Origin of the sequence: Nocardioides zeae, assembly GCF_030818655.1 — a bacterium.
Lineage (GTDB): Bacteria > Actinomycetota > Actinomycetes > Propionibacteriales > Nocardioidaceae > Nocardioides > Nocardioides zeae_A.
Genome location: NZ_JAUTAN010000001.1, coordinates 1,673,603 through 1,694,991 on the forward strand (window position 1 = coordinate 1,673,603; position 21,389 = coordinate 1,694,991).

At 74.6% G+C, this 21,389-nt stretch carries 25 protein-coding genes; 2 read left to right on the forward strand and 23 right to left on the reverse strand.

The features are described from left to right. Positions 1 to 159 precede the first annotated feature (159 nt). From QE405_RS08010 to dut, 20 genes are all read right to left on the reverse strand, one after another. Entirely contained in the window at positions 160 to 1,170 is a 1,011-nt protein-coding gene (locus tag QE405_RS08010) for an NADPH:quinone reductase (protein WP_307199667.1), read from the reverse strand. 94 nt (positions 1,171 to 1,264) lie between these two features. Continuing rightward, on the reverse strand, positions 1,265 to 2,557 hold the full coding sequence (locus QE405_RS08015) for a MinD/ParA family ATP-binding protein (protein ID WP_307199668.1): 1,293 nt from the start codon (positions 2,555 to 2,557) through the stop codon (positions 1,265 to 1,267). Between the two features lie 127 nt (positions 2,558 to 2,684). Then, positions 2,685 to 3,086, reverse strand: coding sequence for a transcription antitermination factor NusB (gene nusB / locus QE405_RS08020; protein WP_307199669.1), 402 nt, complete (start codon positions 3,084 to 3,086; stop codon positions 2,685 to 2,687). Beyond that, a complete protein-coding gene (gene efp / locus QE405_RS08025; protein ID WP_307199670.1) occupies positions 3,086 to 3,649 on the reverse strand; it encodes an elongation factor P in 564 nt (187 codons plus the stop codon). Before efp ends, nusB begins: the two co-directional genes overlap by 1 nt. A gap of 84 nt (positions 3,650 to 3,733) precedes the next feature. Further along, positions 3,734 to 4,180, reverse strand: a complete 447-nt coding sequence (locus QE405_RS08030) for a type II 3-dehydroquinate dehydratase (RefSeq protein ID WP_307199671.1) — start codon at positions 4,178 to 4,180, stop codon at positions 3,734 to 3,736. 24 nt (positions 4,181 to 4,204) lie between these two features. Then, complete coding sequence (gene aroB, locus QE405_RS08035) at positions 4,205 to 5,326, reverse strand: 3-dehydroquinate synthase (protein WP_307199672.1); 1,122 nt, start codon at positions 5,324 to 5,326, stop codon at positions 4,205 to 4,207. Further along, positions 5,319 to 5,843, reverse strand: a complete 525-nt coding sequence (locus QE405_RS08040) for a shikimate kinase (protein WP_307199673.1) — start codon at positions 5,841 to 5,843, stop codon at positions 5,319 to 5,321. Before QE405_RS08040 ends, aroB begins: the two co-directional genes overlap by 8 nt. Next, on the reverse strand, positions 5,840 to 7,039 hold the full coding sequence (gene aroC, locus QE405_RS08045) for a chorismate synthase (RefSeq protein WP_307199674.1): 1,200 nt from the start codon (positions 7,037 to 7,039) through the stop codon (positions 5,840 to 5,842). The genes QE405_RS08040 and aroC overlap by 4 nt, the downstream gene beginning before the upstream one ends. 46 nt (positions 7,040 to 7,085) lie before the next feature. Beyond that, positions 7,086 to 7,820 (reverse strand): prepilin peptidase, encoded by a 735-nt coding sequence (locus QE405_RS08050; RefSeq protein WP_307199675.1) that lies wholly within the window; start codon positions 7,818 to 7,820, stop codon positions 7,086 to 7,088. 1 nt (position 7,821) lies between these two features. Beyond that, positions 7,822 to 8,706 carry a shikimate dehydrogenase gene (locus tag QE405_RS08055; RefSeq protein WP_307199676.1) on the reverse strand — a complete coding sequence of 295 codons (885 nt, stop codon included), beginning with the start codon at positions 8,704 to 8,706 and terminating at the stop codon, positions 7,822 to 7,824. After that, entirely contained in the window at positions 8,672 to 9,898 is a 1,227-nt protein-coding gene (gene mltG, locus QE405_RS08060) for an endolytic transglycosylase MltG (RefSeq protein WP_307199677.1), read from the reverse strand. Before mltG ends, QE405_RS08055 begins: the two co-directional genes overlap by 35 nt. Beyond that, on the reverse strand, positions 9,891 to 10,349 hold the full coding sequence (gene ruvX / locus QE405_RS08065; RefSeq protein WP_307199678.1) for a Holliday junction resolvase RuvX: 459 nt from the start codon (positions 10,347 to 10,349) through the stop codon (positions 9,891 to 9,893). The genes mltG and ruvX overlap by 8 nt, the downstream gene beginning before the upstream one ends. A gap of 7 nt (positions 10,350 to 10,356) precedes the next feature. Beyond that, positions 10,357 to 13,053, reverse strand: a complete 2,697-nt coding sequence (gene alaS, locus QE405_RS08070; RefSeq protein ID WP_307199679.1) for an alanine--tRNA ligase — start codon at positions 13,051 to 13,053, stop codon at positions 10,357 to 10,359. Then, positions 13,053 to 13,415 carry a DUF6167 family protein gene (locus tag QE405_RS08075; RefSeq protein ID WP_307199680.1) on the reverse strand — a complete coding sequence of 121 codons (363 nt, stop codon included), beginning with the start codon at positions 13,413 to 13,415 and terminating at the stop codon, positions 13,053 to 13,055. The genes alaS and QE405_RS08075 overlap by 1 nt, the downstream gene beginning before the upstream one ends. Next, on the reverse strand, positions 13,412 to 14,065 hold the full coding sequence (locus QE405_RS08080) for a hypothetical protein (RefSeq protein ID WP_307199681.1): 654 nt from the start codon (positions 14,063 to 14,065) through the stop codon (positions 13,412 to 13,414). The genes QE405_RS08075 and QE405_RS08080 overlap by 4 nt, the downstream gene beginning before the upstream one ends. An 11-nt stretch (positions 14,066 to 14,076) precedes the next feature. After that, complete coding sequence (locus tag QE405_RS08085; protein WP_307199682.1) at positions 14,077 to 15,447, reverse strand: replication-associated recombination protein A; 1,371 nt, start codon at positions 15,445 to 15,447, stop codon at positions 14,077 to 14,079. Continuing rightward, positions 15,444 to 16,169: a DUF3159 domain-containing protein gene (locus QE405_RS08090; protein ID WP_307199683.1), complete on the reverse strand. Its 726-nt coding sequence runs from the start codon at positions 16,167 to 16,169 to the stop codon at positions 15,444 to 15,446. Before QE405_RS08090 ends, QE405_RS08085 begins: the two co-directional genes overlap by 4 nt. Then, complete coding sequence (locus tag QE405_RS08095) at positions 16,169 to 16,546, reverse strand: OB-fold nucleic acid binding domain-containing protein (RefSeq protein ID WP_307199684.1); 378 nt, start codon at positions 16,544 to 16,546, stop codon at positions 16,169 to 16,171. Before QE405_RS08095 ends, QE405_RS08090 begins: the two co-directional genes overlap by 1 nt. 30 nt (positions 16,547 to 16,576) lie before the next feature. Beyond that, positions 16,577 to 17,239, reverse strand: coding sequence for a DUF3710 domain-containing protein (locus tag QE405_RS08100; protein WP_307199685.1), 663 nt, complete (start codon positions 17,237 to 17,239; stop codon positions 16,577 to 16,579). Next, positions 17,236 to 17,742 carry a dUTP diphosphatase gene (gene dut, locus QE405_RS08105; RefSeq protein ID WP_373459448.1) on the reverse strand — a complete coding sequence of 169 codons (507 nt, stop codon included), beginning with the start codon at positions 17,740 to 17,742 and terminating at the stop codon, positions 17,236 to 17,238. Before dut ends, QE405_RS08100 begins: the two co-directional genes overlap by 4 nt. Before the next feature lie 80 nt (positions 17,743 to 17,822). Here dut and QE405_RS08110 point away from each other — a divergent pair, with 80 nt between their 5' ends. Both QE405_RS08110 and QE405_RS08115 read left to right on the forward strand, forming a co-directional pair. After that, the gene (locus tag QE405_RS08110) at positions 17,823 to 18,284 is read left to right on the forward strand and encodes a DUF3093 domain-containing protein (protein WP_307199686.1); all 462 of its coding nucleotides are present in this window, start codon (positions 17,823 to 17,825) and stop codon (positions 18,282 to 18,284) included. A gap of 71 nt (positions 18,285 to 18,355) precedes the next feature. Further along, complete coding sequence (locus QE405_RS08115; protein ID WP_307199687.1) at positions 18,356 to 18,688, forward strand: DUF4235 domain-containing protein; 333 nt, start codon at positions 18,356 to 18,358, stop codon at positions 18,686 to 18,688. A 124-nt stretch (positions 18,689 to 18,812) separates the two neighbouring features. On the opposite strand, the gene QE405_RS08120 is transcribed toward QE405_RS08115, so the two are convergent. The 3 genes from QE405_RS08120 to QE405_RS08130 form a co-directional block, all read right to left on the reverse strand. Further along, complete coding sequence (locus tag QE405_RS08120; protein WP_163772874.1) at positions 18,813 to 19,103, reverse strand: DUF4193 domain-containing protein; 291 nt, start codon at positions 19,101 to 19,103, stop codon at positions 18,813 to 18,815. A 143-nt stretch (positions 19,104 to 19,246) separates the two neighbouring features. Next, the gene (locus QE405_RS08125; protein WP_307199688.1) at positions 19,247 to 20,158 is read right to left on the reverse strand and encodes an inositol monophosphatase family protein; all 912 of its coding nucleotides are present in this window, start codon (positions 20,156 to 20,158) and stop codon (positions 19,247 to 19,249) included. Continuing rightward, positions 20,155 to 21,321, reverse strand: a complete 1,167-nt coding sequence (locus QE405_RS08130) for a ferrochelatase (protein WP_307199689.1) — start codon at positions 21,319 to 21,321, stop codon at positions 20,155 to 20,157. The genes QE405_RS08125 and QE405_RS08130 overlap by 4 nt, the downstream gene beginning before the upstream one ends. Between the last annotated feature and the right edge of the window lie 68 nt (positions 21,322 to 21,389).

Genomic DNA, 21,389 nt, shown 5'->3' on the forward strand with positions numbered 1-21,389 from the left:
CTCCTTCTCCGCCTCACGGGACGGCTCGTTAAAGGATGTCGAACGGCCCGGACTCTAGCAGCAGCCCGACCCTCCTGCGACGTGTGCCGCGGGCGGTGCTCGTCACGTGGACGCCCGCCCGCGGCGTACCGGCTCGGCGCGGGTCCGAGGTGATGCTCCTCAGGCCTCGGTGACCTGCACGAGCACCTTGCCGACGGTCCCGCCCTCGACGGCGTCGTGGGCGGCGGCGAGCTCCGCGAGCGGGAAGTGGTGCAGCGGGAGACCCGCGTCGTCGCCCACGCGGAGCGCGCCGGCGGCGACCGCGGCCGTGACGTCCTCCGCCGCGGCACGCAGGAGCGGCGGCGCGACCTGGTAGAGGAACACGCCCTGCAGGCGCAGGTTCTTCGCGAACGCCTGCCGCACGGGGAGGGTGACCTCGTCGCCGCCGTCGTTGGCGTAGTAGGCCACCGTGCCGTGGTTGCGCACGACCGCCAGGTCGATGCTGATGTTGGTGGCCGGGGCCACCTCGACGACGAGGTCGACGCCGTCCGGGGCGATCTCGCGGACCGCGGCGACGACGTCCTCCGTGCGGTAGTCGACGACGTGCTGGGCGCCGGCCGCGCGCGCCAGGGCGGCCTTCGCGGGACTGCTCACGGTCGTGACGACCGTCGCGCCCGCCCAGACGGCGAGCTGGATGGCGGCGTTGCCCACCGCACCAGCCCCGCCCGCGACGAGGACGGTGGTGCCCGCCAGCGCACCGGGCGCGAGACGGGTGACGTCACCCGAGGTCAGCGCGCGGTGCGCCGTGACGGCGGGGACGCCGAGGCTCGCCCCGAGGTCGAAGGACGCGCCGTCGGGGAGCGGTACGACGCGGTCCGCGGCCTGCACCGTCAGCTCGGCCGCGGCGCCGATGCCCTTCTCGTGCTGCGCGAGGTAGAGCCAGACCCGGTCACCGACGGCCAGGTGGTCGACGCCCTCGCCCACGGCGTCGACGATCCCGGCACCGTCCTGGCCGGGGGCGACCTCGTCGTGCGTCGGCCCCATGACCGCGCGGAACTTCCAGTCGGTCGGGTTGACGCCGGCGGTCACGACGCGGACCCGCACCTCGCCCGGACCGGGCTCGGGGGCGTCGCGCTCGACGAGGCGCAGGACGGAGGACGGACCGGTCTCGGTGTAGACGACTGCTCGCATGGTGGGGCAACCCGGCGGCCGTCGGGGGTGTTCCCGGGGGCGGAGTCGTGGCCTCAGCGCGTCGGGAAACGGGGCGCTGGGGCCACGACGATCTCTAGAGCGCCTCGGCCATCCCCGCGCAGGCACGCAGCCAGGCCCGCTGGGTCGCCGTGGACAGCCGCGCGTAGGGCACCACCGACCCCGACACGAGCACCGGGTCGTAGGGCACCCGGTAGACGGCGCGCGTGCGCTGCTCGTAGACCCCCACGAGGTCGGAGGCCAGCTGCTCGTCGACCTTCGGCGACGGGTCGGAGAGCACGGTGACGGTGCGGCGCTGGAGGTCGGCGTACCCGGCGTCGGCGAGCGCGTCGAGCATCCACAGGCCGCTGTAGCCCGTGTCCTCCCGCACCGTGCTCGTCACGACGAGCAGGTCGGCCGCGTGGGCGGCGGCCAGCCAGTTCTCGGCCCTCAGGTTGTTGCCGGTGTCGACGATGACGAGCCGGTAGAAGCGCTGCAGCAGCGCGTGCACCGAGCGGAAGTCGTCGGCGCGGATGGTGCCGCTCACGTCGGGCCGCTCGTCCGAGGCCAGCACGTCGAAGTGGGCGTCGCCCTGGGAGCGCACGAACGCGCCGAGGTCGCCGATGCGCGACTGGTAGACGTCGTTGAACTTCTCGAGGTCCTCGAGCAGCTCCCGCGTCGTGTTGCGGTGCTCGCCCCGCACGCCGCGGATGCCGAGCGTGCCGCGGGTCTCGTTGTTGTCCCAGGCGACGACCCCGCCGCCCCGCACGGTGCCGAACGTGTAGCCCGCCATCAGCACGCCCGTCGTCTTCGCCGCCCCGCCCTTCGGGTTGAGGAAAACGACGGTGCGCGGGCCGTCGAGGTCGCGCTGCACCGCCCGCCGCTGCAGCTCGTGCTCGTGCTCCGCGCGCCCCATGGACGTCTTCAGCGCTCCTCCGCTCCAGCGGTTGAGCGCCCCGCGCCAGCCCCAGGTCGCGGGCCCGAACGGTTCCTCCCCCACCCGGCGGTCGAGGAAGTCGGTGGCGGTCATGAACCGCGGCACGCTCTGCTCCGCCGGCACCCCGGGACCGACCGGCGCCCCGGCCGGGTGGACCGCCGGCGCCGCGGCGGCCGGGCGGGGCGGGAGGGCGCCGTACGCCGCGGGCTGGGCCGGCAGCGGCACGTCGGCGCGACGGCGCCCGGCGGCGGGTGCCGGCGTGGCGGCGGGCGGAACGGCGGGCACGGGCGGGACCACCCGGGTGTCGTCGTCCCCGAGCCAGCCGGGGGCCGCCGCTGCGCGACGCTCGTCCTGCTGCGCCGCGTAGGCGTCGAGCTCGTCCGTGGTGTAGAGCCGCTCGCTGGTCGAGTCGGGCAGCGGGCCGACACCGGGGTGGTCGGGGGGCACGTTCACCGAGAGGCCTCCGGGAGGGGCGGGGACAGGACCGGTGCCCCTCCCCGGCCGGAACGGCCGCGGGCGGGGCACGGCCTGCGCCGTTACCCCGCCCGCGAGCGTGACAAACCCTCGGGTGAGGAGCCCCTCAGGCCCGCTGGCCCCGCACGATGGCGCCGAGCACGCCGTTGACGAACCCCGGGGAGTCGTCGGTCGACAGGTCGCCGACGAGCACGAGGGCCTCGCTGACGGCGACGGCCGCGTCGACGTCGTCCGCGTGGAGGATCTCCCACACGGCGATGCGCAGGACGTTGCGGTCGACCGCCGGCATCCGCTCGAGGCTCCACCCGTCGGCGCTGTCGCGGAGGAGCTGGTCGATCTCGGACTGGTGCTCGACGACGCCGCGCACGATCACGGCCGAGTAGGGGTTGGTCGGCCCCTCGCCCCCGGCGATGTCCGCCTCGAGCTGCTCGACCGCGCTCTGCCCCCGCATCTCGGAGGCGAACAGCACGTCGAGGGCCCGCTTGCGGGCCTTGGTGCGGGCTCCCATCAGGACTTGACGCGGCCCAGGTAGGACGAGTCGCGCGTGTCGACCTTGACCTTCTCGCCGGAGCTGAGGAACAGCGGCACCTGGATCTCGTGGCCGGTCTCGAGCGTGGCCGGCTTGGTGCCGCCCGTCGAGCGGTCGCCCTGCAGGCCCGGGTCGGTGTGGGTGATGAGGAGCTCGACCGACGCGGGGAGCTCGACGAAGAGCACGCGGCCCTCGTTGGTGGCGACGATGGCCTCCTGGTTCTCCAGGAGGAAGTTCTTGGCGGTGCCGACGATCTCCGGGGCGACCTCGAGCTGGTCGTAGGTCCCCGTGTCCATGAAGACGTAGTTGGAGCCGTCGTTGTAGAGGTACTGCATCGTGCGGCGGTCGACCGTCGCGGTCTCGACCTTGGTGCCGGCGTTGAACGTCTTGTCGACGACCTTGTTGGACTCGACGTTCTTCAGCTTGGTGCGCACGAACGCCGGGCCCTTGCCGGGCTTGACGTGCTGGAACTCGACGACGGACCAGAGCTGGCCCTCCAGGTTGAGAACCATGCCGTTCTTCAGGTCGTTCGTGGATGCCATGCGCGGGTCAGCCTCACAGAGTCGTCGATGGAGCGGATCGAGAAGGTGCGGGCGCAGCCCCGGGGCGCGCGCCGACGGAGGAGTCTATCCAGCGACGGTCGCGGCGACGAACTCCAGTGCCTCGCGGTAGCCGTCCACGCCCTTGCCCGTGACCACCGCCGCCGCGTGCGGCGTGACCACCGACGTGTGGCGCCAGACCTCCGGACGCGTCTCCGGGTCGGAGAGGTGCACCTCGACGAGGGGCGCCTCGAGCTGGGCGCACGCGTCGTACACGGCGTAGGAGTAGTGCGTCCACGCGGCCGCGTTGAGCACCACCGGCACCCGCTCGTCGGCCGCCGCGTTCAGCCAGTCGACGAGCTCGCCCTCGTGGTTGGTCTGCCGCGTCTCGACGTCGAGGCCGAGCCCCGCGCCCCACGACCGGCAGCGCTCGACGAGGTCCGCGTAGGTCGTCGTGCCGTAGATCTCCGGCTGCCGCCGACCGAGCCGGCCGAGGTTCGGCCCGTTGAGCACGAGCACCTTCGTCAGTGCCATGACCGCTCTCCTCCGCGGCGCCGATCAGGCGCCGCGCATCCTCTCGTACGCGGCCCGCAGGTCCTCGTCGGCGGGCCCGGCCAGCACCCGCGGCCGGGCCAGGCCGTCGAGCACGACGAACCGCAGCTGGTCGCCGCGCGACTTCTTGTCCACCTTCATGGCCGCGTGCAGCTCCTCGTAGGGCGCCCCGTCGTACGACGTCGGCAGGCCGACCGCCGCGAGGGTGGACGCGTGCCGCGCCGCCGTCGCGTCGTCGAGGTGCCCCGTGCGCCGGGCGAGCTCGGCAATGAAGACCATGCCGATGGCGACGGCCTCGCCGTGCCGCATCGTGTAGTCCTCCGCCCGCTCGATCGCGTGCGCCATCGTGTGGCCGTAGTTGAGCGCCTCCCGACCGGGGTGTCCCGCTCCCCCACCGGCGAACCCGGCCGTCTCCTTGAGGTCGCCGACGACGACGTCCACCTTCACCTGCACCGACCGCCGCACGAGCTCCGCGAGCACCGGGCTGGCGGGGTCGACCGCGCCCGCCGGGTCCTCCTCCACGAGCCGGAGGATCTCGGGGTCGGCGATGAAGCCGCACTTGACGACCTCGCCGAGCCCGCTGACCAGCTCGTCGTGCGGCAGGGTCGCCAGGGTCGCCAGGTCGCAGACCACGCCCGCGGGCTCGTGGAACGAGCCGACGAGGTTCTTGCCGGCCGCGGTGTTCATGCCGGTCTTGCCGCCGACGGCCGCGTCGACCATGCCGAGCAGCGTGGTGGGCACGTGGACGACGGGCACGCCGCGCAGCCAGGTCGCGGCGACGAAGCCGCCCATGTCGGTCGTGGCGCCGCCCCCGACGGTGACGACCGCGTCGGAGCGGGTGAAGCCCGCCTCGCCGAGGGCGTCCCACGCCGCCACCGCCACGGCGGCGGTCTTCGCGCCCTCGCCCTCGGGCAGGGGCAGCTCCAGCACCGCGAGACCCGCCGCCCCGAGGTCCGCGACGACCGGCTCCGCCAGGTGGCGCAGCCCGTCGGGGAACAGCACGGCCACGCGCCGTACCCCGTCCCCGAGCATCGGGAGCACCCGGTCACCGATGCCGCGGCCGATGACGACGTCGTACGGCGCGGCGCCCCCGACGTGGATCTCGACCGGTCCGTCGTGCTCAGGCACGGGCGTCCTCCTCCAGCCGGGCCTCGATCGTGGCCGCGACCTCCGCCGGCGCGCGGCCGTCGGTCGGCACGACGAGCGTGGCGAGCTCCGTGTAGATCGGGGTGCGCTCGTCGAGCAGCGCCTTGATGCGCGACCGCACGCCGCCGAGCAGCAGCGGCCGCGACGTGCCCAGGCCGACCCGCTGCACCGCGTCCGCCAGGCCGACCTGGAGGAACACGACCGTGTGGTCGGCCAGCAGCGCGCGGGTGTCGAGGTCGAGCACGGCCCCGCCGCCGAGCGCGAGCACACCCGCGTGCTCGACGAGCGCGGTCCGCACGGCCTCGCGCTCCAGCGCGCGGAAGTGGGCCTCGCCGTCCTCGACGAAGATGTCGGCGATCGCGCGGCCCTCGGCCGCGACCACGTCGGCGTCGGTGTCGCGGAACCCGACGTCCCACCGCTCGGCCAGCAGCTCGCCGACGGTCGTCTTGCCGGCCCCCATGGAGCCGATCAGCACGACCCGCGGGCGGGTGGGGGTCACCGGAACCTCAGCGCAGCCAGGTAGCTCTCGACGTTGCGGGCGGTCTCCCCGACCGAGTCGCCCCCGAACTTCTCGGTGACGGCGTCGGCGAGCACGAGGGCGACCATCGCCTCCGCGACGATCCCGGCCGCCGGCACGGCGCACACGTCGGAGCGCTGGTGGTGGGCCGCGGTCGGCTCACCGGTGGCGACGTCGACGGTGCGCAGGGCGCGCGGCACGGTCGCGATGGGCTTCATGGCGGCCCGCACGCGGAGCGCCTCGCCCGTCGACATGCCGCCCTCGGTGCCGCCCGCGCGGCCCGAGGCGCGGCGCAGCCCGAGCGCGTCGCCGGCCGAGCCCGGCGCGTCGGCGACGATCTCGTCGTGGGCCAGCGAGCCGGGGGTGGCTGCCAGCTCGAACCCGTCGCCCACCTCGACGCCCTTGATGGCCTGGATGCCCATGAGGGCGCCGGCCAGCCGCGCGTCGAGCCGCCGGTCCCAGTGCACGTGGGAGCCGAGGCCCGGCGGCAGGCCGTGCACGACGACCTCGACGACGCCGCCGAGGGTGTCGCCGTCCTTGTGGGCCTGGTCGATGCGCTCGACCATCTGCTTGCTCGCGTCGGGGTCGAGGCACCGCACGGGGTCGGCGTCGAGCCGCTCGACGTCGTCGGCCGACGGGACGCTGCCCTTCGGCGCGGGCACGCCGCCGAGCTCGACGACGTGCGAGACGATCCGGGCGCCGGTGGTCTGCTCGAGGAACGCCGCCGCGACGGTGCCGAGCGCGACGCGCGCCGCCGTCTCGCGGGCCGACGCCCGCTCGAGGATGGGTCGGGCCTCGTCGAAGTCGTACTTCTGCATGCCCACCAGGTCGGCGTGCCCCGGGCGGGGGCGCGTCAGCGGGGCGTTGCGCGCGCTGCTCGCGAGCTCGGCCGGGTCGACGGGGTCGGCCGCCATGACCTTCTCCCACTTCGGCCACTCGGTGTTGCCCACCTCGATGGCGACGGGCCCGCCCTGCGTCTCGCCGTGGCGGACGCCGCCGATGAAGCGCACCTCGTCCTGCTCGAACTTCATGCGCGCCCCGCGGCCGTAGCCGAGGCGGCGACGGGCGAGGGCGTCGGCGACGTCACCGGAGGTGACACGGACGTGGGCGGGGAGACCTTCGAGGATCGCGACCAGACTGGGGCCGTGCGACTCGCCGGCGGTGAGCCATCGGAGCATGGGGCGGATTGTTCCACGCACGCGGTGCTGCCGGGCCCGCGGTCTCCTACGCGGACAGGCCGGGGAGCAGGAGCGGGCCGCACCACAGGCCCACCAGGGTGCCGACGAACATGAAGGGCCCCAGCGGGTAGGCACCGCGGGCCACCAGCCGCAGCAGCATGAGGAGACCGGCCACGACCCCGCCGAGCAGGAACGGCAGGTAGAGCCCGAGCGCGACCTCGGCCCACCCGGCCCAGCCGAGCACACCGGCCAGCAGCCCCGAGAGCCGCACGTCGCCGAACCCCATCCAGCTGGCGCTGATGCGCCACGGCAGCCAGTAGCAGACGAGACCGACGAGGGCCGCGATGCCCGCGCGCCGCAGGTCGTCGGTCGCCCCCGTGGCCAGCGCCGCGACGACCATGAGGGTCGCCACCGCGGCGTACGCCGGGTAGATCACCCGCGTCGGCAGCAGCAGCGTCCGCCAGTCCACGTAGCTGAGCAGCACCCCCACCGGTACGAGCACGAGCAGCCACGCCAGGGGCCAGCTCCAACCGGCGTAGGCGCCGACGAGGGCGCCCGTGACCGCCCCCGCGACGCTGAACCCCAGCGGCAGGCCGGGGCGTCGGGCGAGCTCGCCGAAGGTGGGGTACGTCGGGCGGCCCGGATCCGGTTCCGGCGCGGGTCCGTCCTCGTCCTCGTACGACGGGGGGTCGGGCACGCGCGCGAGCACGGCCGGCATCACCGCGCTCGCAGCCGCCCCGACGGTGGCCGCGACGAGGACGGCGCCGAGCTCGACGGCCACGTCAGGCCCCGGTTCCAGCGCCCGCCGTGCGCGCGGCGAGCGCGGCACGACCGGCGTCGCGCATGACCGCCACCGCGACGCTGGCGCCCGTGAACTGCTCCAGCTGGAGCAGCGCCTGGTGGGCGAGGAGGTCGAGGCCGTCGACGACGGTCGCGCCGGCCGCCGCGGCGGCAGCGGCGAGCGGTGTCGGCCAGGGGTCGTAGACCACCTCGAACACCACCGGTGCCGAGGCGAGCAGGGCGACGAGGTCCGGGGTCTGGCCCGCGACGGGGATCGTCGCGACCACCACGTCCCCGACCTCGAGCCCGACCGGTACGGCGCCGGTGGCGACGACCTCGACGTGCGGGGCCGACGGGTGGGCGCGCACCGCGGCGACGGCCTCGGCGGCCCGTTCCGGCGAACGCACCAGCACGGTGAGGTGGCGGACGCCCAGCTCGGTCAAGGCGAGCGCCGTGGACGCCGCCGTGGCGCCACCGCCCAGCACCGTCGCCCGGCTCACCGCGGTGACGCCGCGCTCGCGCAGCGCCGCCACGGCCCCCGGCACGTCCGTGTTGTCGGCGCGCACCCCGTCGGGGCCGAGCACGAGGGTGTTGGCTCCCCCGGCCGCGACCGCGAGCGGCGTGCGCACGTCCGCGAGCGCCAGCGCCTCGCGCTTGTGCGGCATCGTCACCGAGAGCCCGCGCCACGCCGGCCCGAGCCCCGCGACGTGGGCGGTCAGGCCCCCGGCGGGGACGCGCACCGCGTCGTACGTGACGTCGGTGAGGCCGAGGGCCGCGTACGCCGCGCGGTGGAGCACCGGTGAGAGCGAGTGCTCGACCGGGTCCCCGACGACGGCGCAGCGTCGGGTCGGCTCAGCCGTTCTGGTTGGCCCGGGCGCGGTCGACATTGTCGAGGTGGTCGGCGTACTCGGCCGCGAAGTAGGACGAGTTGGAGCCGTCGCCGGCGGCGACGAAGTAGCAGTAGCCCTCGGAGCTCGGGTTGACCGCGGCCTCCATGCTGGCCTCGCTCGGCGCGCCGATGGGACCGGGCGGGAGGCCCGGGTAGCGGTACGTGTTGTAGGGGCTGTCGATCTGCCGGTCCTCCTCGGTGGTGAAGGCCGTGCCGGTGTCGCTGCCCAGGATGAAGTTGATCGTCGAGTCCATCTGCAGCATCCCGGCGGGCACCCCGGCGCACTCGTCGGCCAGCCGGTCGTAGATCACCTCGGCGACCTGGGGACGCTCCTCCGGCAGCAGCACCTCCTTCTGGATGATGCTCGCCAGCGTCAGGAGCTGGTGCTGCGTGAAGCCCGGCACCGCGTCGTCGACGAGGCCCGCCTCGGTGGCCGCCTCGCTCCACCGCTCGATCATCTGCGTCAGGATCGAGACCGCCGTCGGGTCGGAGCCGAAGTCGTAGCTGTCGGGGTAGAGGTAGCCCTCCACGTCACCCTCGGCCTCCGCGGGGAGCGGCAGCGACGGGTCCTCGGCCGCGGCCTCGAAGTCGGACACGGAGATGTCCGTGGCCCCCGCCAGCAGGTCGAAGGTCTGGGCCTTGGTGTAGCCGGCGGTGATGGTGATGCCGCCGCCTGCACCGATGTAGTCGGCGTTCGTCATGAGCTCCGCCGCCTGGGCGCCCGTCATGCCCTCGCACATCGAGCGCGTGCCGTCACGGACGCTGTCGTTGGCGACGGCGGCCGTGAAGGCACCGGAGGAGGCCACGACGCCCTGCTCGGCGAGGAGGCTGCCGATCTGGCCGGCGCTGTAGCCCGCCGGCACCGTGATCTCCACGTCGCCGGCGGTGGCGCACTCCTCGACGGAGGCGACGCCCTCGAAGTCCTCGGGCTCACCGCTGCCGTTGATGCGGTCGGCGAGCCAGCTGACGCCGACGTAGAGACCCCCGACGACGCCCGCGATCAGCACGAGGGCGATCACGAGGCAGCCGAGGCCCTTGCCGCGCTTCTTCTTCGGCGCCCGGCGCGAGCCGCCCGCAGCCCGCCGCCCGACGGCCGGCTGCTCGCCGGTGGCGTAGGGATCGGGGTCCCCCGGCAGGAGCGAGTCGTCGTCGTGGCCCGCGGGTCCGGACGACGGGTGGAGGTCAGACATCGGTCTCCTCGAGGAGTTGGCCAGGCGCTGCCCCCGTACGGCGCTCGGTGTCCAGGACGTGCTGCAGGATGAGCACGGCGGCCGCCTGATCGACGACCGACCGCTGGTTCTTCGCCGTGCGACCGCTCGCGCGGAGCATCGACTCCGCCGACACGGTCGTGAGGCGCTCGTCGACGAGCCGCACGGGCACGTCGCCGAGCCGGCGGGCCAGCTTGCGGGCGAAGGTGCGCACCTTCGCCGCCGCCGGCCCCTCCGTGCCGGAGAGGGAGCGCGGCAGGCCCACCACGACCTCGACGGCCTCGTGCTCCTCGCGGAGCTCCGCGATCCGGTCGAGGTCGCCACGACCCCGGCGGACGGTCTCCACCGGCGTCGCGAGGATGCCGGCGGCGTCGCAGCGCGCGACCCCGATCCGGGCGTCGCCCGGGTCGATGCCGAGCCGCACTCCAGTCATCGGGGGTTCAGGCCCCCACCACGCGGGCGACCTCGGCGCTGACCGCCGCGAGCGCCGCGTCGACGCCGGCGACGTCCGTGCCACCGCCCTGCGCGACGTCGGCCTTGCCACCGCCCTTGCCGCCGACGAGCGGACCGACGGCCTTGACGAGCGCACCCGCCGAGAGCCCGGCCGCCTGGCCGGCGTCGTTGACCGCCGCGACGACGGACACCTTGCCGTCGGCCACGCCGAGCACGACGACGACGCCCGGGTCGGTCGCTGCGAGCCGCGCGCGGACGTCGAGCGCGAGCGTGCGCACGTCGCCGCCGGCAGCGCCGTCGACCCGGTGGGCGACCACGTTGGCCGACCCGACCCGCGCCGCCGCCGCGGCGACCTCACCGGCCGCGGCGAGGAGCTGGGCCACGCGGGCCCGCTCGATCTCCTTCTCGGCCGAGCGCAGCCGCTCGACGAGGTCGCTGACGCGACCGACCAGGTCGTCGGGCTTGGTCTTGAGGAGACCGGTCAGCTGCCCGACCACGTCGCGCTCCCGCGCCAGGTAGGCGAAGCCCTCGACGCCCGTGTAGGCCTCGATCCGGCGGTTGCCCGAGCCGACCGAGGCCTCGCCGGTGACCACGATGGTGCCGATCTGCGACGAGTGGTCGACGTGGGTGCCACCGCAGAGCTCGCGCGACCAGGGGCCGCCGATCTCCACGACGCGGACCTTGGTCTCGTCGTACGTCTCGCCGAAGAGCGCGACCGCGCCCCAGGCGCGGGCGTCCTCGAGGGACATGTACTGCCAGCCGACGGGCAGGTCCGCCCGCAGCGCCTGGTTGGAGACCTGCTCGACGTCCCGCACCTGGGCCGGAGTGAGGCCCTGCGTCCAGCCGAAGTCGAGACGCAGGTAGCCCGGGCGGTTGTAGGAGCCCGACTGGAGCGCGGAGGGGCCGAGCACCTCGCGGAGCGCGGCGTGCACGACGTGCGTTCCGGAGTGGGCCTGCCGGGCGCCGATGCGCCACTCCGGGTCCACCCGCGCCTGCAGCGCGCGCGAGGAGGCGGCGTCGAGGGCGAACTCGCCGTCGACGACGCGCACCTGGTGCACGACGAGGCCCTTGACCGGGCGCTGGACGTCGAGCACCTCGAGGCGCCCGCCGTCGAACTCGATGGTGCCCGCGTCGGCGGCCTGGCCGCCCGACTCGGCGTAGAACGGCGTGCGGTCCAGGACCAGCTCGCCGACCTCGCCGGTGCCGAGCACCGCGGCGGGGGCTCCCCCGCTCAGCAGCGCCAGCGGCCGGGACTCGGTCTCGAGCGTCTCGTAGGCCAGCCACTCCGTGGGGCCGTTGGCGTCGAGGATGCCGCGGTACGCCGTGGTGTCGGCGTGCTGGCCCTTCTTGCGGCGGGCGTCCTCCTTGGACTTCTCCCGGGCCTCGGCCATGAGGCCGCGGAAGCCCTGCTCGTCGACGGCGAGGCCGGCCTCGGAGGCCATCTCCAGGGTGAGGTCGATCGGGAACCCGTAGGTGTCGTGCAGCGCGAACGCCTTCGCGCCGGACAGCTGCGTGCCGCCCGACTGCTTCACCTCACCGGCGGCGAGGTCGAAGATCTGCGTGCCGGCCTGCAGCGTCTTGCGGAACGCCTCCTCCTCGGCGAACGCGACGCGGCTGATGCGGTCCCAGCTGCTGCGCAGCTCCGGGTAGCCCTCGGCCATCTTGTCGCGGCTGACCGGCAGCAGCTCGGGCAGCGCGGGGTCGCCGTAGCCCAGGAGGCGCATCGAGCGGACGGCGCGGCGCAGCAGGCGGCGCAGCACGTAGCCGCGGCCCTCGTTGCCCGGCGTGACGCCGTCGTTGATGAGCATCATCGACGAGCGCACGTGGTCCGCGACCACGCGGAAGCGCACGTCGTCGACCGGGTCCGCGCCGTACCGGCGGCCCGTGAGCTCCTGCGCCCGCTCGATGACGGGGAAGACGACGTCGATCTCGTACATGTTGTCCTTGCCCTGGAGCAGGTAGGCCACCCGCTCCAGGCCGAGGCCCGTGTCGATGTTCTTGTGCGGCAGGGAGCCGGCGATGTCGAAGTCCGACTTGCTCCGCACGGCCGACAGCTCGTCCTGCATGAAGACGAGGTTCCAGAACTCGAGGTAGCGGTCGCCCGCGTCCCAGTCACGGTCGGCACCGAAGGCCGGGCCGCGGTCGATGAGGATCTCCGAGCACGGGCCGCCGGGGCCCGGCACGCCCATCGACCAGTAGTTCTCCGACTTGCCGAGGCGCACGATGCGGTCGTCGGGCAGGCCGGTGATGCGCTTCCACAGCGCCACGGCCTCCGGGTCGTCCTCGTAGACGCTCGGGTAGAGCAGGGACTCGTCGAACCCGAACCCGCCGTCGGCGATCGACTTGGTGACCAGCTCCCAGGCGAGCGTGATCGCGCCCTCCTTGAAGTAGTCGCCGAAGGAGAAGTTGCCGCACATCTCGAAGAAGGTGCCGTGGCGGGTCGTCTTGCCGACCTCCTCGATGTCGAGGGTGCGCACGCACTTCTGGATGCTCGTGGCCCGCGGGTAGCCCGGGGTCTCCTGGCCGAGGAAGTAGGGCTTGAACGGCACCATGCCCGCGTTGACGAACAGCAGGTTGGGGTCGTCGAGCAGCAGCGACGCCGAGGGGACGACGGTGTGCTCGCCCACCGTGGTGTTCTGGGCGAAGTGGTTCGTGAACCGGCGGCGGATCTCCGCGGTGTCCATCAGCTCGTGCCTTCCTCGGTGGCGCGGTCGCCCGCACCGGGGCTTCGGGGGTGGGAATGCCGATCGGGGTGCTCAGGAGCGGCGATCGTGCCAGGCACCCCGGCGCCGGTGGCACGCGGGGTGGCTCCCGCGGCCAGCTCGGGCACGCCGTGGGGCACGAGACCGAGACGGTCGCGGAGCTCGGCGTCCCGCTCCGCCGCGCCCGCGGTGAACTCCTCCGCCATGAGGCGCGCACCGAGGCGCAGGCCCGCCAGTCGGTCACGGGCGCCGTCCGGGGTCAGGGCCTCGGCGAGCCGGCGGGCGCGCACGACGGCGTAGACGCCGACGCCCGTGCCGGCGGCGAACCACACCGCCCGGTTCACGCGACGCCCTTCTCGAGGCCCTCGCCGACACCCTGCGCCTCGCGGCGCTGGCGGGCGTGCAGCTCCCGGCGGGCCTGGCGCACCTCGGCGCGGCGCTCCTTGCGCGAGCGCTTGACCTCGCGGCGCATCTCGAAGCGGATGCGGTGGCGCGTCTCGGGGGCGAGCGCGCGGCGCGCGCCGTGCGCGACGGCGCCGACCCGCACCAGGGTCTCGCGGAGCAGGAGGTCGGCGAAGAGCTTGCCGTCGACGCGGCCCGCGACCTCGACCGTACGGCGCGGCCCGCCCGCCGTCGGACCCTCGCCGTGGGTCCCCACGGCCTCGGGCACGTCGCCACCGAGGCGCGTGATGACGTAGCTCGGCGGCGCCGGGGCGTGCCGAGCGCGGGCCTCGCGGGCGGCGTCGCGCGGCAGGACGGCACCCGCCTCCTCGTGCCCCGTGGCGGGATCCGGTTCCGTCCCGGCCGTCACCGCGCGGCGCACGGCATCGATCTCGGAGCGCAGCGCGGCGGCCTCCGCGTGGGCCCGGTCGAGCGCGGCGGCGGTGCGCCGCTGCCGGCGCAGGGCCAGCAGGCCGACGACGAGCGCGACGGCGACGAGCGCTGCGAGCACGACGCCCAGCAGCACGACGGGCGTCGTCAGTTCGTCGCTCATGGGCCCCGACCCTATCGCGGCTCGCCGCGCACGATCCGGCGGATGCGGGCCCACCGCTCCCCCACCCCGGCCTCGGCGCCGTTGGCCGTCGGCACGTAGTAGGTGCGGTCGGCGACCACGTCGGGGGCGTAGACCTGCGTGGCGATGCCGTAGGGCGCGTCGTGGGCGTAGACGTAGGTCTCGCCGTGCCCGATCTTCGCGGCCCCCGCGTAGTGCGCGTCGCGCAGGTGGGGCGGGACCGTGCCGATCTTCCCGGCGCGCACGTCGGCCTGGGCGGCGTTCATCGCGGCGTACACGGCGTTGGACTTGGGGGCGACCGCCAGCGCCACCGTGGCCTGGGCGAGGTTGAGCCGCGCCTCGGGCATGCCGATCAGCTGGACCGCCTGGGCCGCGGCGACCGCCGTCGTGAGCGCCGTCGGGTCGGCGAGGCCGATGTCCTCGCTCGCGAGGATGACGAGGCGGCGGGCGATGAAGCGCGGGTCCTCCCCGGCCTCGACCATGCGGGCGAGGTAGTGCAGGGCGGCGTCGGCGTCGGAGCCGCGCACCGACTTGATGAAGGCGCTGATGACGTCGTAGTGCTGGTCGCCCTGCCGGTCGTAGCGCACGGCGGCCTGGTCCACGGCGGTCTCCGTCGTCGACAGGTCGATGACCGTGGCCTCACGGGCCAGCGCCGCGCCGGCCGCCGCCTCGAGGTAGGTCAGCGAGCGCCGGGCGTCGCCCCCCGCCATGCGCACGAGGTGGGCCCGGGCGTCGTCGTCGATGGTGAGCGCGCCGCCGAGCCCGCGCTCGTCGGTCAGCGCGCGGTCGATCACGCCGGCGACGTCGGCGTCGGTCAGGGACTCGAGCCGCAGCAGCAGCGACCGCGACAGGAGGGGCGAGATCACCGAGAAGTAGGGGTTCTCGGTCGTGGCGGCCACGAGCGTCACCCAGCGGTTCTCCACCCCGGGCAGCAGCGCGTCCTGCTGGGCCTTGGAGAACCGGTGGACCTCGTCGACGAAGAGGACCGTCTCGGTGCCCGTGCGCACGAGGTCGGAGCGCGCGGCCTCGATCGCCGCCCGCACCTCCTTGACGCCCGCCGAGACCGCCGACACCTCGACGAAGCGGCGCTGCGTCTGCTGCGACACGATCGAGGCGATGGTGGTCTTGCCCGTGCCGGGCGGTCCCCACAGCAGGAGGCTGAGGGACTTGTCGCCCTCGATGAGCTGGCGCAGGGGCGAACCGGGGGCGCGGAGCTGGTCCTGGCCGGCCAGCTCGTCGAGCGTGCGCGGCCGCATCCGCACCGCCAGGGGCGCGGCCGCGTGCTGGGCGGCGCTGAGCGACCCACCACCGCGTGCGGCCGGCGCGCTGCCGCCGCCCGGGAGGTCGAAGAGACCGTCGCTCACGTCGCGGTCGGGGTGCTCGGGGTGCCCTCGTCGGCGGCCAGCGGCGTGCGGTCGCGGGACAGGAGCCAGATCATGGCGGCGAAGGACGCGATCCGCAGCGGCCAGCCGAGACCGAGCCGCAGGGCGGCGAGCAGCGCCACCGCCGTGCCCGCGCCGATGGCCCCCGAGTGCCCGGCGACCCAGACCGGTCCCTGGAGCAGCACGCCGATCGCGCCGGGCAGCACCAGCAGCCAGGTCAGGCGGGTGCACAGGCGCACCACCTGGTCGTTGGCGCGCCACGCCGTGAGGTCCCCCGTGACCGTGCCGATGAGGAAGCCCATGAGGGGCCAGCGCACGAGGCAGCTCACGCCCACGACGACCGTGTAGCCCGCGCTGTAGAGGATGCCGGGCAGGAAGTAGGCCAGGGCCTGGTCGTCCTCCGAGCCGCCCGAGCGGGCCGACAGGTGCACGAAGAGCCAGCCCACGCCGATGCCGACGAGGGCGTTGACGACGTACTGCACCGTCGACCGCTGCACGAGACGGACCAGCAGCAGCACGACGGTGGCGGCGACGCTGACCACGAGCCCGAGCTGCAGGTCGCGCGTGGAGAGCCACAGGATCGTGAAGAGGAGCGTCGGCACCGCCGCCTCCGCGAACCCGCGCACCCCGCCGAAGGCGTCGGAGAGCTGCTTGCGGACCAGCGCCTCGACCGTGTCGACGCTCACCGGCTGCGCGGAGGACATCAGGGCCTCAGCTCGTAGCGCGGGTTGAACATGACGCGCACGCCGTCCTGGACCCCGGCGCGCCCGGACACGGAGATGCTCCGCCCGGCGGCGATGCCGCGGATGGACCGGCGACCCAGCCAGATGAGCGTCAGCACACCGGTGCCGTCGCTGAGCTCCGCCTGGAGGGCGGGCGCGCCACCGCGCGGCGCGAGCGTGACGGCGCGCAGCGTGCCGAACAGCTCGACGGGCTCCCGGTCGGGCGCCTCGGCGATGGTGACGCGCCCGATCGCGCCGTGGTCGCGCCGCAGGTCGGAGATGTGCTGGTCCACCAGCTGCCCGTCGCGCCCGCGACCCCGGAAGAGCGAGCGCCGACGCTCGCCGTGCCCCGTGCTCATCGCGTGTCCGATGCGGTGGTCATCCGGGGGTCACTGCACCCGGCGGGCGGTCTCGGGCACCGTGATGGGGAGCGCGTCCCCCACGGCCATGGCCGCGTCGCCGCGGCGTACGACGACCTGCTCGAGCACCGCGGCCCACGCGGCGCCCGCGGCCTCGTCCACGACGGGCGTGCCGAGGAACGTCGCCCGCAGCAGCCACCGGGGACCGTTGATGCCGACGACCCGCGAGTGCTGCACCGCGGTGGTGCCGTCCGGCTTCTTGACGGTGGTCTGGACGCGCAGCTCGGTGCCGAACGGGCCCTCCTGCTCCTCGGCGGTGCCGCCGCGACGCGTCGTCTCCGCCGCGATCCGGGGCCGGGTCTCGCCCCAGAGGTCGCCGTTGCGGGGCGCCGCGAAGGCACGCAGCTCGATCGCGCCCTCGGGGCTCGCGATGAGCACGGCCTGCACGCGGTTCGTCTTCTGGTCCACCTGGAGCCGCACGTCCCGGCCCTCGCCGGGGGTGATGAGGAGGGAGCCGAGGTCGACCCGCTCGACGCCGTCCTCCAGGTCGACGTCCTTGACGTCGAACGGACCGGTCGTCACCTGCTCGACGCGCTCGGGGTCACCGAACGACGGCGTCAGCGCGGTGGGCCCGGCCACTCCCTGGTCGGCGCTCGCCGGGCCGCCCGCAGGACGCTTGCGACGGAACTTCAACTCAACTTCTCCTCTTCCGGCCGGTCGGCCCCGGGGGCCCCGGCGAATCCACCCGTAGAACCGTAGCCCCCGACGCCCCGCACGGACGGCGCCAGGTCGTCGACGGCGACGAACCGCGCCCGCTCGACGCGCTGCACCACGAGCTGCGCGATCCGGTCGCCGCGCTGCAGCCGCACCGGGGTCGCCGGATCGAGGTTCACCAGGAGCACCTTGATCTCGCCACGGTAGCCCGCATCGACCGTCCCCGGCGTGTTGACGATGGAGAGCCCGTGCCGGTGGGCGAGGCCGGAGCGCGGGTGGACGAGCGCGACGTACCCCTCCGGCAGGGCGATCGCCACCCCCGTGGGCACGAGGCGCCGCTCGCCGGGGGCGAGCTCGACGTCCTCCGTGGTGCGGAGGTCGGCGCCGGCGTCACCGGGGTGCGCGTAGGCGGGCGGCTCCAGGCCGCGGTCGAGGAGGTGGATCTCGACGTCGACGGTGGACGGGACGGGTGGGGTGGTCACGTCGGCGCAATCTACGCGGCCCGCGGGGCCCCGGTGGGGCGGTGGCCGCGCACGTCGTGCCGGATGGGAAACTCGTCCGCGTGTACGCCGAACGTCTCACCGTCCCCCTGCGGTGGTGGGTCCAGGGCACGATGCTGGTCGCGACGTTCTGGCTGGCGGCGATCGTCGCCTTCCCCGCCCACCTCTGGTGGGTCCCCACCCTCGTGACCGCCGTGGTGCTGGGGCTCCTGGGTCTCGCCCTCACCTCGTACGGCCGGGTGCAGGTCGCCGTGACCGAGCGGCGCACGCTGGTGGCCGGCCCGGCGGAGGTGGGGCTGGAGCACGTCGGCGACGTCGTGGCCCTCGACGCGGAGCAGACCCGTCTCGTCGCGGGCCGCGACGCGGACGCCCGCGCGTTCCTGCTGCTGCGGCCCTACCTGCGCCGCAGCGTGAAGGTGACCATCACCGACCCGGCCGACCCCACGCCGTACTGGCTCGTGAGCTGCCGGCGCCCCGAGAAGGTCGCCGCGGCCCTCGCCGCCGCGCTGGGGCCACGACCCTAAGGTTGACCGCACGCCCGGAGACCACGGGCCCGGAGGACCACCGGACGAACCACCGCCCGAGGAGGCGCACGATGTCCAAGAAGAAGAAGGCCAAGAACCCGAAGGTCTTCTCCGCCGGCACCGCACTGGCCACGATCGCGGCGGGCATGGCGGCGAAGACCGCGCTCACCACGGCGTGGCGGGCCTCGACGGGCAAGAACCCGCCCGCCAACCCCGCCGACCCCGACGTGGAGCTGTGGGAGGCGGTGGCCTGGGCCGTCGCGTCCGGCACCGTGATGGCGCTCGCCCGCATGCTGGCGGCGCGCAAGACGGCGGAGTACTACGCGCGCTCGACCGGCCACCTGCCGCCCGAGCTGCAGAAGGACGGCCAGGACGCGAGCAAGGCGTCCGCCCCCGCCCACTGAGGGTCAGCCCCGGGACCCGGGGCCCGCGAACGACACAGGCGCCGGTCACCCGCGGGTGATCGGCGCCTGTCGTGTCCGCCGCCCGGTCCCGGGCGGCGGTGCTCCTGCTGTGCTGCTCCTGCGCTCAGACGCAGTCGCGGCAGATGAGCCGCGTCGAGTCGGCGAGCTGGCTGCGGTGGTGCACCAGGAAGCAGCTCATGCAGGTGAACTCGTCCTCCTGGCGCGGCTTCACCTCCACCGCGAGCTCCTCGTGCGAGAGGTCGGCACCGGGGAGCTCGAACGACTCCGCGGCCTCCGTCTCGTCCTCGTCGACCTTGCCCGAGTTCTTGTCGTGCCGACGCGCCTTGAGCTCCTCGATGCTCTCCTCGCTCTGGTCCTCTTCGTTCTTGCGAGGTGCGTCGTAGTCGGTTGCCATCAGTCCCCATCCCCGGAAAAGTCGCTGCGTGCGGTGTTGCGGGCCCGTGCCGGGCGCGCCAGATTGTGCACCATCGCTCCCGGCCGCCGAACACCGGTGCCCCATCCAGGGGCACCGGCGCGACAACAGCGCGGGACGACGGGCTATTCCGTCGGCGGGACCGGCTGGTCGACCGGCTGGTCGGCCGCCCGCTCGGTACCCGGTTCGGCCGCCGTGAACCCGGCCCCGACGACGGCGGCGTGGATCTCGTCGTACCCCCGCGCGGGGGCGCACAGCAGCAGCGAACGACCGCCGACGCCCGGCAGCAGCTCCCAGCGGGCACCGGCCTCGCTGGCGACGAGCACACCGGCGGCGTGGTCCCACAGCCGCGTGCCCTCCTCCAGGTAGGCGTCGGCCTGGCCCGCGGCGACGGAGCAGAGGTCCAGCGCCGCCGACCCCATGCGACGGATGTCGCGCACCTGCGGCAGCAGCCCGACGAGGGCCTCCGCCTGCTGGCGGCGCTGCTCCGCGTCGTACGAGAAGCCGGTGAGCACGAGCCGCTGCGCGAGCGGGACCGTGCGGCGCACCTCCAGCGGGACGCCGCCGCGACGGGCCCCGCCGCCCTCGACCGCCTCGAAGAGCTCGCCCGTCGCCACGTTCACGACGACGCCGGCCACGGTGCGCCACCCGTCACCGAGCGGGCTGTCCTCGTCGGGGACCTGCGCGGCGAGCGACACCGCGTACTGCGGGATGCCGTAGAGGAAGTTGACCGTGCCGTCGATGGGGTCGACCACCCAGCGCACGCCGCTCGTGCCCGTGCGGGGGTCGTCCTCCTCCCCCACGACGCCGTCGTCCGGTCGCAGGCGTCCGAGCAGGTCGCGCACGAGCGCCTCGCTGGCGCCGTCGGTGGCGGTGACGATGTCGATGGAGCTCGTCTTGGTGGAGGTCACCTCGACGCCCACCGCCCGTTCGCGCCGCACGAGCCCGGCCGCCTGCAGGGCGACGCCGGACGCCAGGTCGCGCAGGTCGGCGAAGGAGGTGCCGTCGGGCGCCACGCCGGGACGCGGGGCGCTCACTTGTCGAACCCCGGGCGCGGGGCGGCGGACCCGACGACGGGGAGGTCGCGGCGGGCGTTGGCGCAGCAGTCCGGCTGGCAGCGGTCCCAGCGCGGTCCGAGGGCACCGCACACGGCCCGCTCCGGCGACCCGCCCCGCTCGACCGCGGCGCGCTCCAGCAGGAGGTCGCGCACCAGCGCCACGAAGTCGGGGTGCACGCCCGCCGTGCCGGCCCGGGTGGCCGGCAGGCCCAGCTCGCGGGCGGTCTCCAGCGCCTCGGTGTCGAGGTCGTAGATGACCTCCATGTGGTCGGAGACGAAGCCGATGGGGGCCATGACGACGCCCGGCACGCCGTCGGCGTGCAGCGCCTCGAGGTGGTCGTTGACGTCGGGCTCCAGCCACGGCACCTGCGGCGGGCCGGAGCGCGAGCAGTAGACGAGGTCCCAGCCGTGCTCGACGCCCGTGCGGGCGGCGACCTCGGCCACGATCACCTCGGCGAGGTCGAGGTGCTGCGTGCGGTAGGCGTCGCCCTCGGGGCCGCTCACGTCGTTCATCGACGTCGGGATCGAGTGGGTGACGAAGACCAGTCGGGCCGCGTCGCGCACCTCGGCGGGCAGCTCCTCGAGCGCCGTCAGGACCGCCTCGACGTTGGGTCCGACGAAGCCGGGGTGGTTGAAGTAGACCCGGAACCGGTCGAGGACGGGCGGCTCCAGCCCGGCCTCCTCCGCGGCGATCCGCGCACCGGCGAGGTTCTCGCGGTACTGCCGGCAGGAGGAGTACGACGAGTACGCCGACGTCACGAACGCCGCCGCGCGACGCACCCCGTCGCGTGCCATCTCGGTGACCACGTCGTCGAGGTAGGGGTCCCAGTTGCGGTTGCCCCAGTAGACCGGCAGGTCGATGCCCGCCGCGGCGAGGTCCTCCCGGATGGCCGCGAGCAGCGCCCGGTTCTGGTCGTTGATCGGCGAGCGGCCGCCGAAGAGCTGGTAGTGCTGGCCGACCTCGACGAGGCGCTCCCGCGGGATGCCGCGACCGCGCGTCACGTTCTCGAGGAACGGGACGACGTCGTCCGGGCCCTCGGGACCGCCGAAGCCGACGAGGAGGAGGGCGTCGTAGGGCGAGACATCGGGTGCGGCTCCGGGCGCGGGTCCGGGAGCCGCGGCGGGGGTCACGTCAGCGGGCATGCGCCCATCGTAGGGACGCCCCGATGGGCGTCCGATGCGGCCCGGACGGCCCGCGCGCCCTAGGCTCC

Excerpts from the sequence above, each read along its gene's own strand:
- QE405_RS08120 (WP_163772874.1), bottom strand. The coding sequence starts at position 19,103 with ATGGCAACCGACTACGACGCACCTCGCAAGAACGAAGAGGACCAGAGC.
- QE405_RS08130 (WP_307199689.1), bottom strand. The coding sequence starts at position 21,321 with ATGCCCGCTGACGTGACCCCCGCCGCGGCTCCCGGACCCGCGCCCGGA.
- QE405_RS08095 (WP_307199684.1), bottom strand. The coding sequence starts at position 16,546 with ATGAGCACGGGGCACGGCGAGCGTCGGCGCTCGCTCTTCCGGGGTCGC.
- nusB (WP_307199669.1), bottom strand. The coding sequence starts at position 3,086 with ATGGGAGCCCGCACCAAGGCCCGCAAGCGGGCCCTCGACGTGCTGTTC.
- QE405_RS08010 (WP_307199667.1), bottom strand. The coding sequence starts at position 1,170 with ATGCGAGCAGTCGTCTACACCGAGACCGGTCCGTCCTCCGTCCTGCGC.
- QE405_RS08090 (WP_307199683.1), bottom strand. The coding sequence starts at position 16,169 with ATGTCCTCCGCGCAGCCGGTGAGCGTCGACACGGTCGAGGCGCTGGTC.
- aroC (WP_307199674.1), bottom strand. The coding sequence starts at position 7,039 with ATGCTCCGATGGCTCACCGCCGGCGAGTCGCACGGCCCCAGTCTGGTC.
- efp (WP_307199670.1), bottom strand. The coding sequence starts at position 3,649 with ATGGCATCCACGAACGACCTGAAGAACGGCATGGTTCTCAACCTGGAG.
- mltG (WP_307199677.1), bottom strand. The coding sequence starts at position 9,898 with ATGTCTGACCTCCACCCGTCGTCCGGACCCGCGGGCCACGACGACGAC.
- ruvX (WP_307199678.1), bottom strand. The coding sequence starts at position 10,349 with ATGACTGGAGTGCGGCTCGGCATCGACCCGGGCGACGCCCGGATCGGG.
- QE405_RS08115 (WP_307199687.1), top strand. The coding sequence starts at position 18,356 with ATGTCCAAGAAGAAGAAGGCCAAGAACCCGAAGGTCTTCTCCGCCGGC.
- QE405_RS08080 (WP_307199681.1), bottom strand. The coding sequence starts at position 14,065 with ATGAGCGACGAACTGACGACGCCCGTCGTGCTGCTGGGCGTCGTGCTC.
- QE405_RS08030 (WP_307199671.1), bottom strand. The coding sequence starts at position 4,180 with ATGGCACTGACGAAGGTGCTCGTGCTCAACGGGCCGAACCTCGGCCGG.
- alaS (WP_307199679.1), bottom strand. The coding sequence starts at position 13,053 with ATGGACACCGCGGAGATCCGCCGCCGGTTCACGAACCACTTCGCCCAG.
- QE405_RS08055 (WP_307199676.1), bottom strand. The coding sequence starts at position 8,706 with ATGTCGACCGCGCCCGGGCCAACCAGAACGGCTGAGCCGACCCGACGC.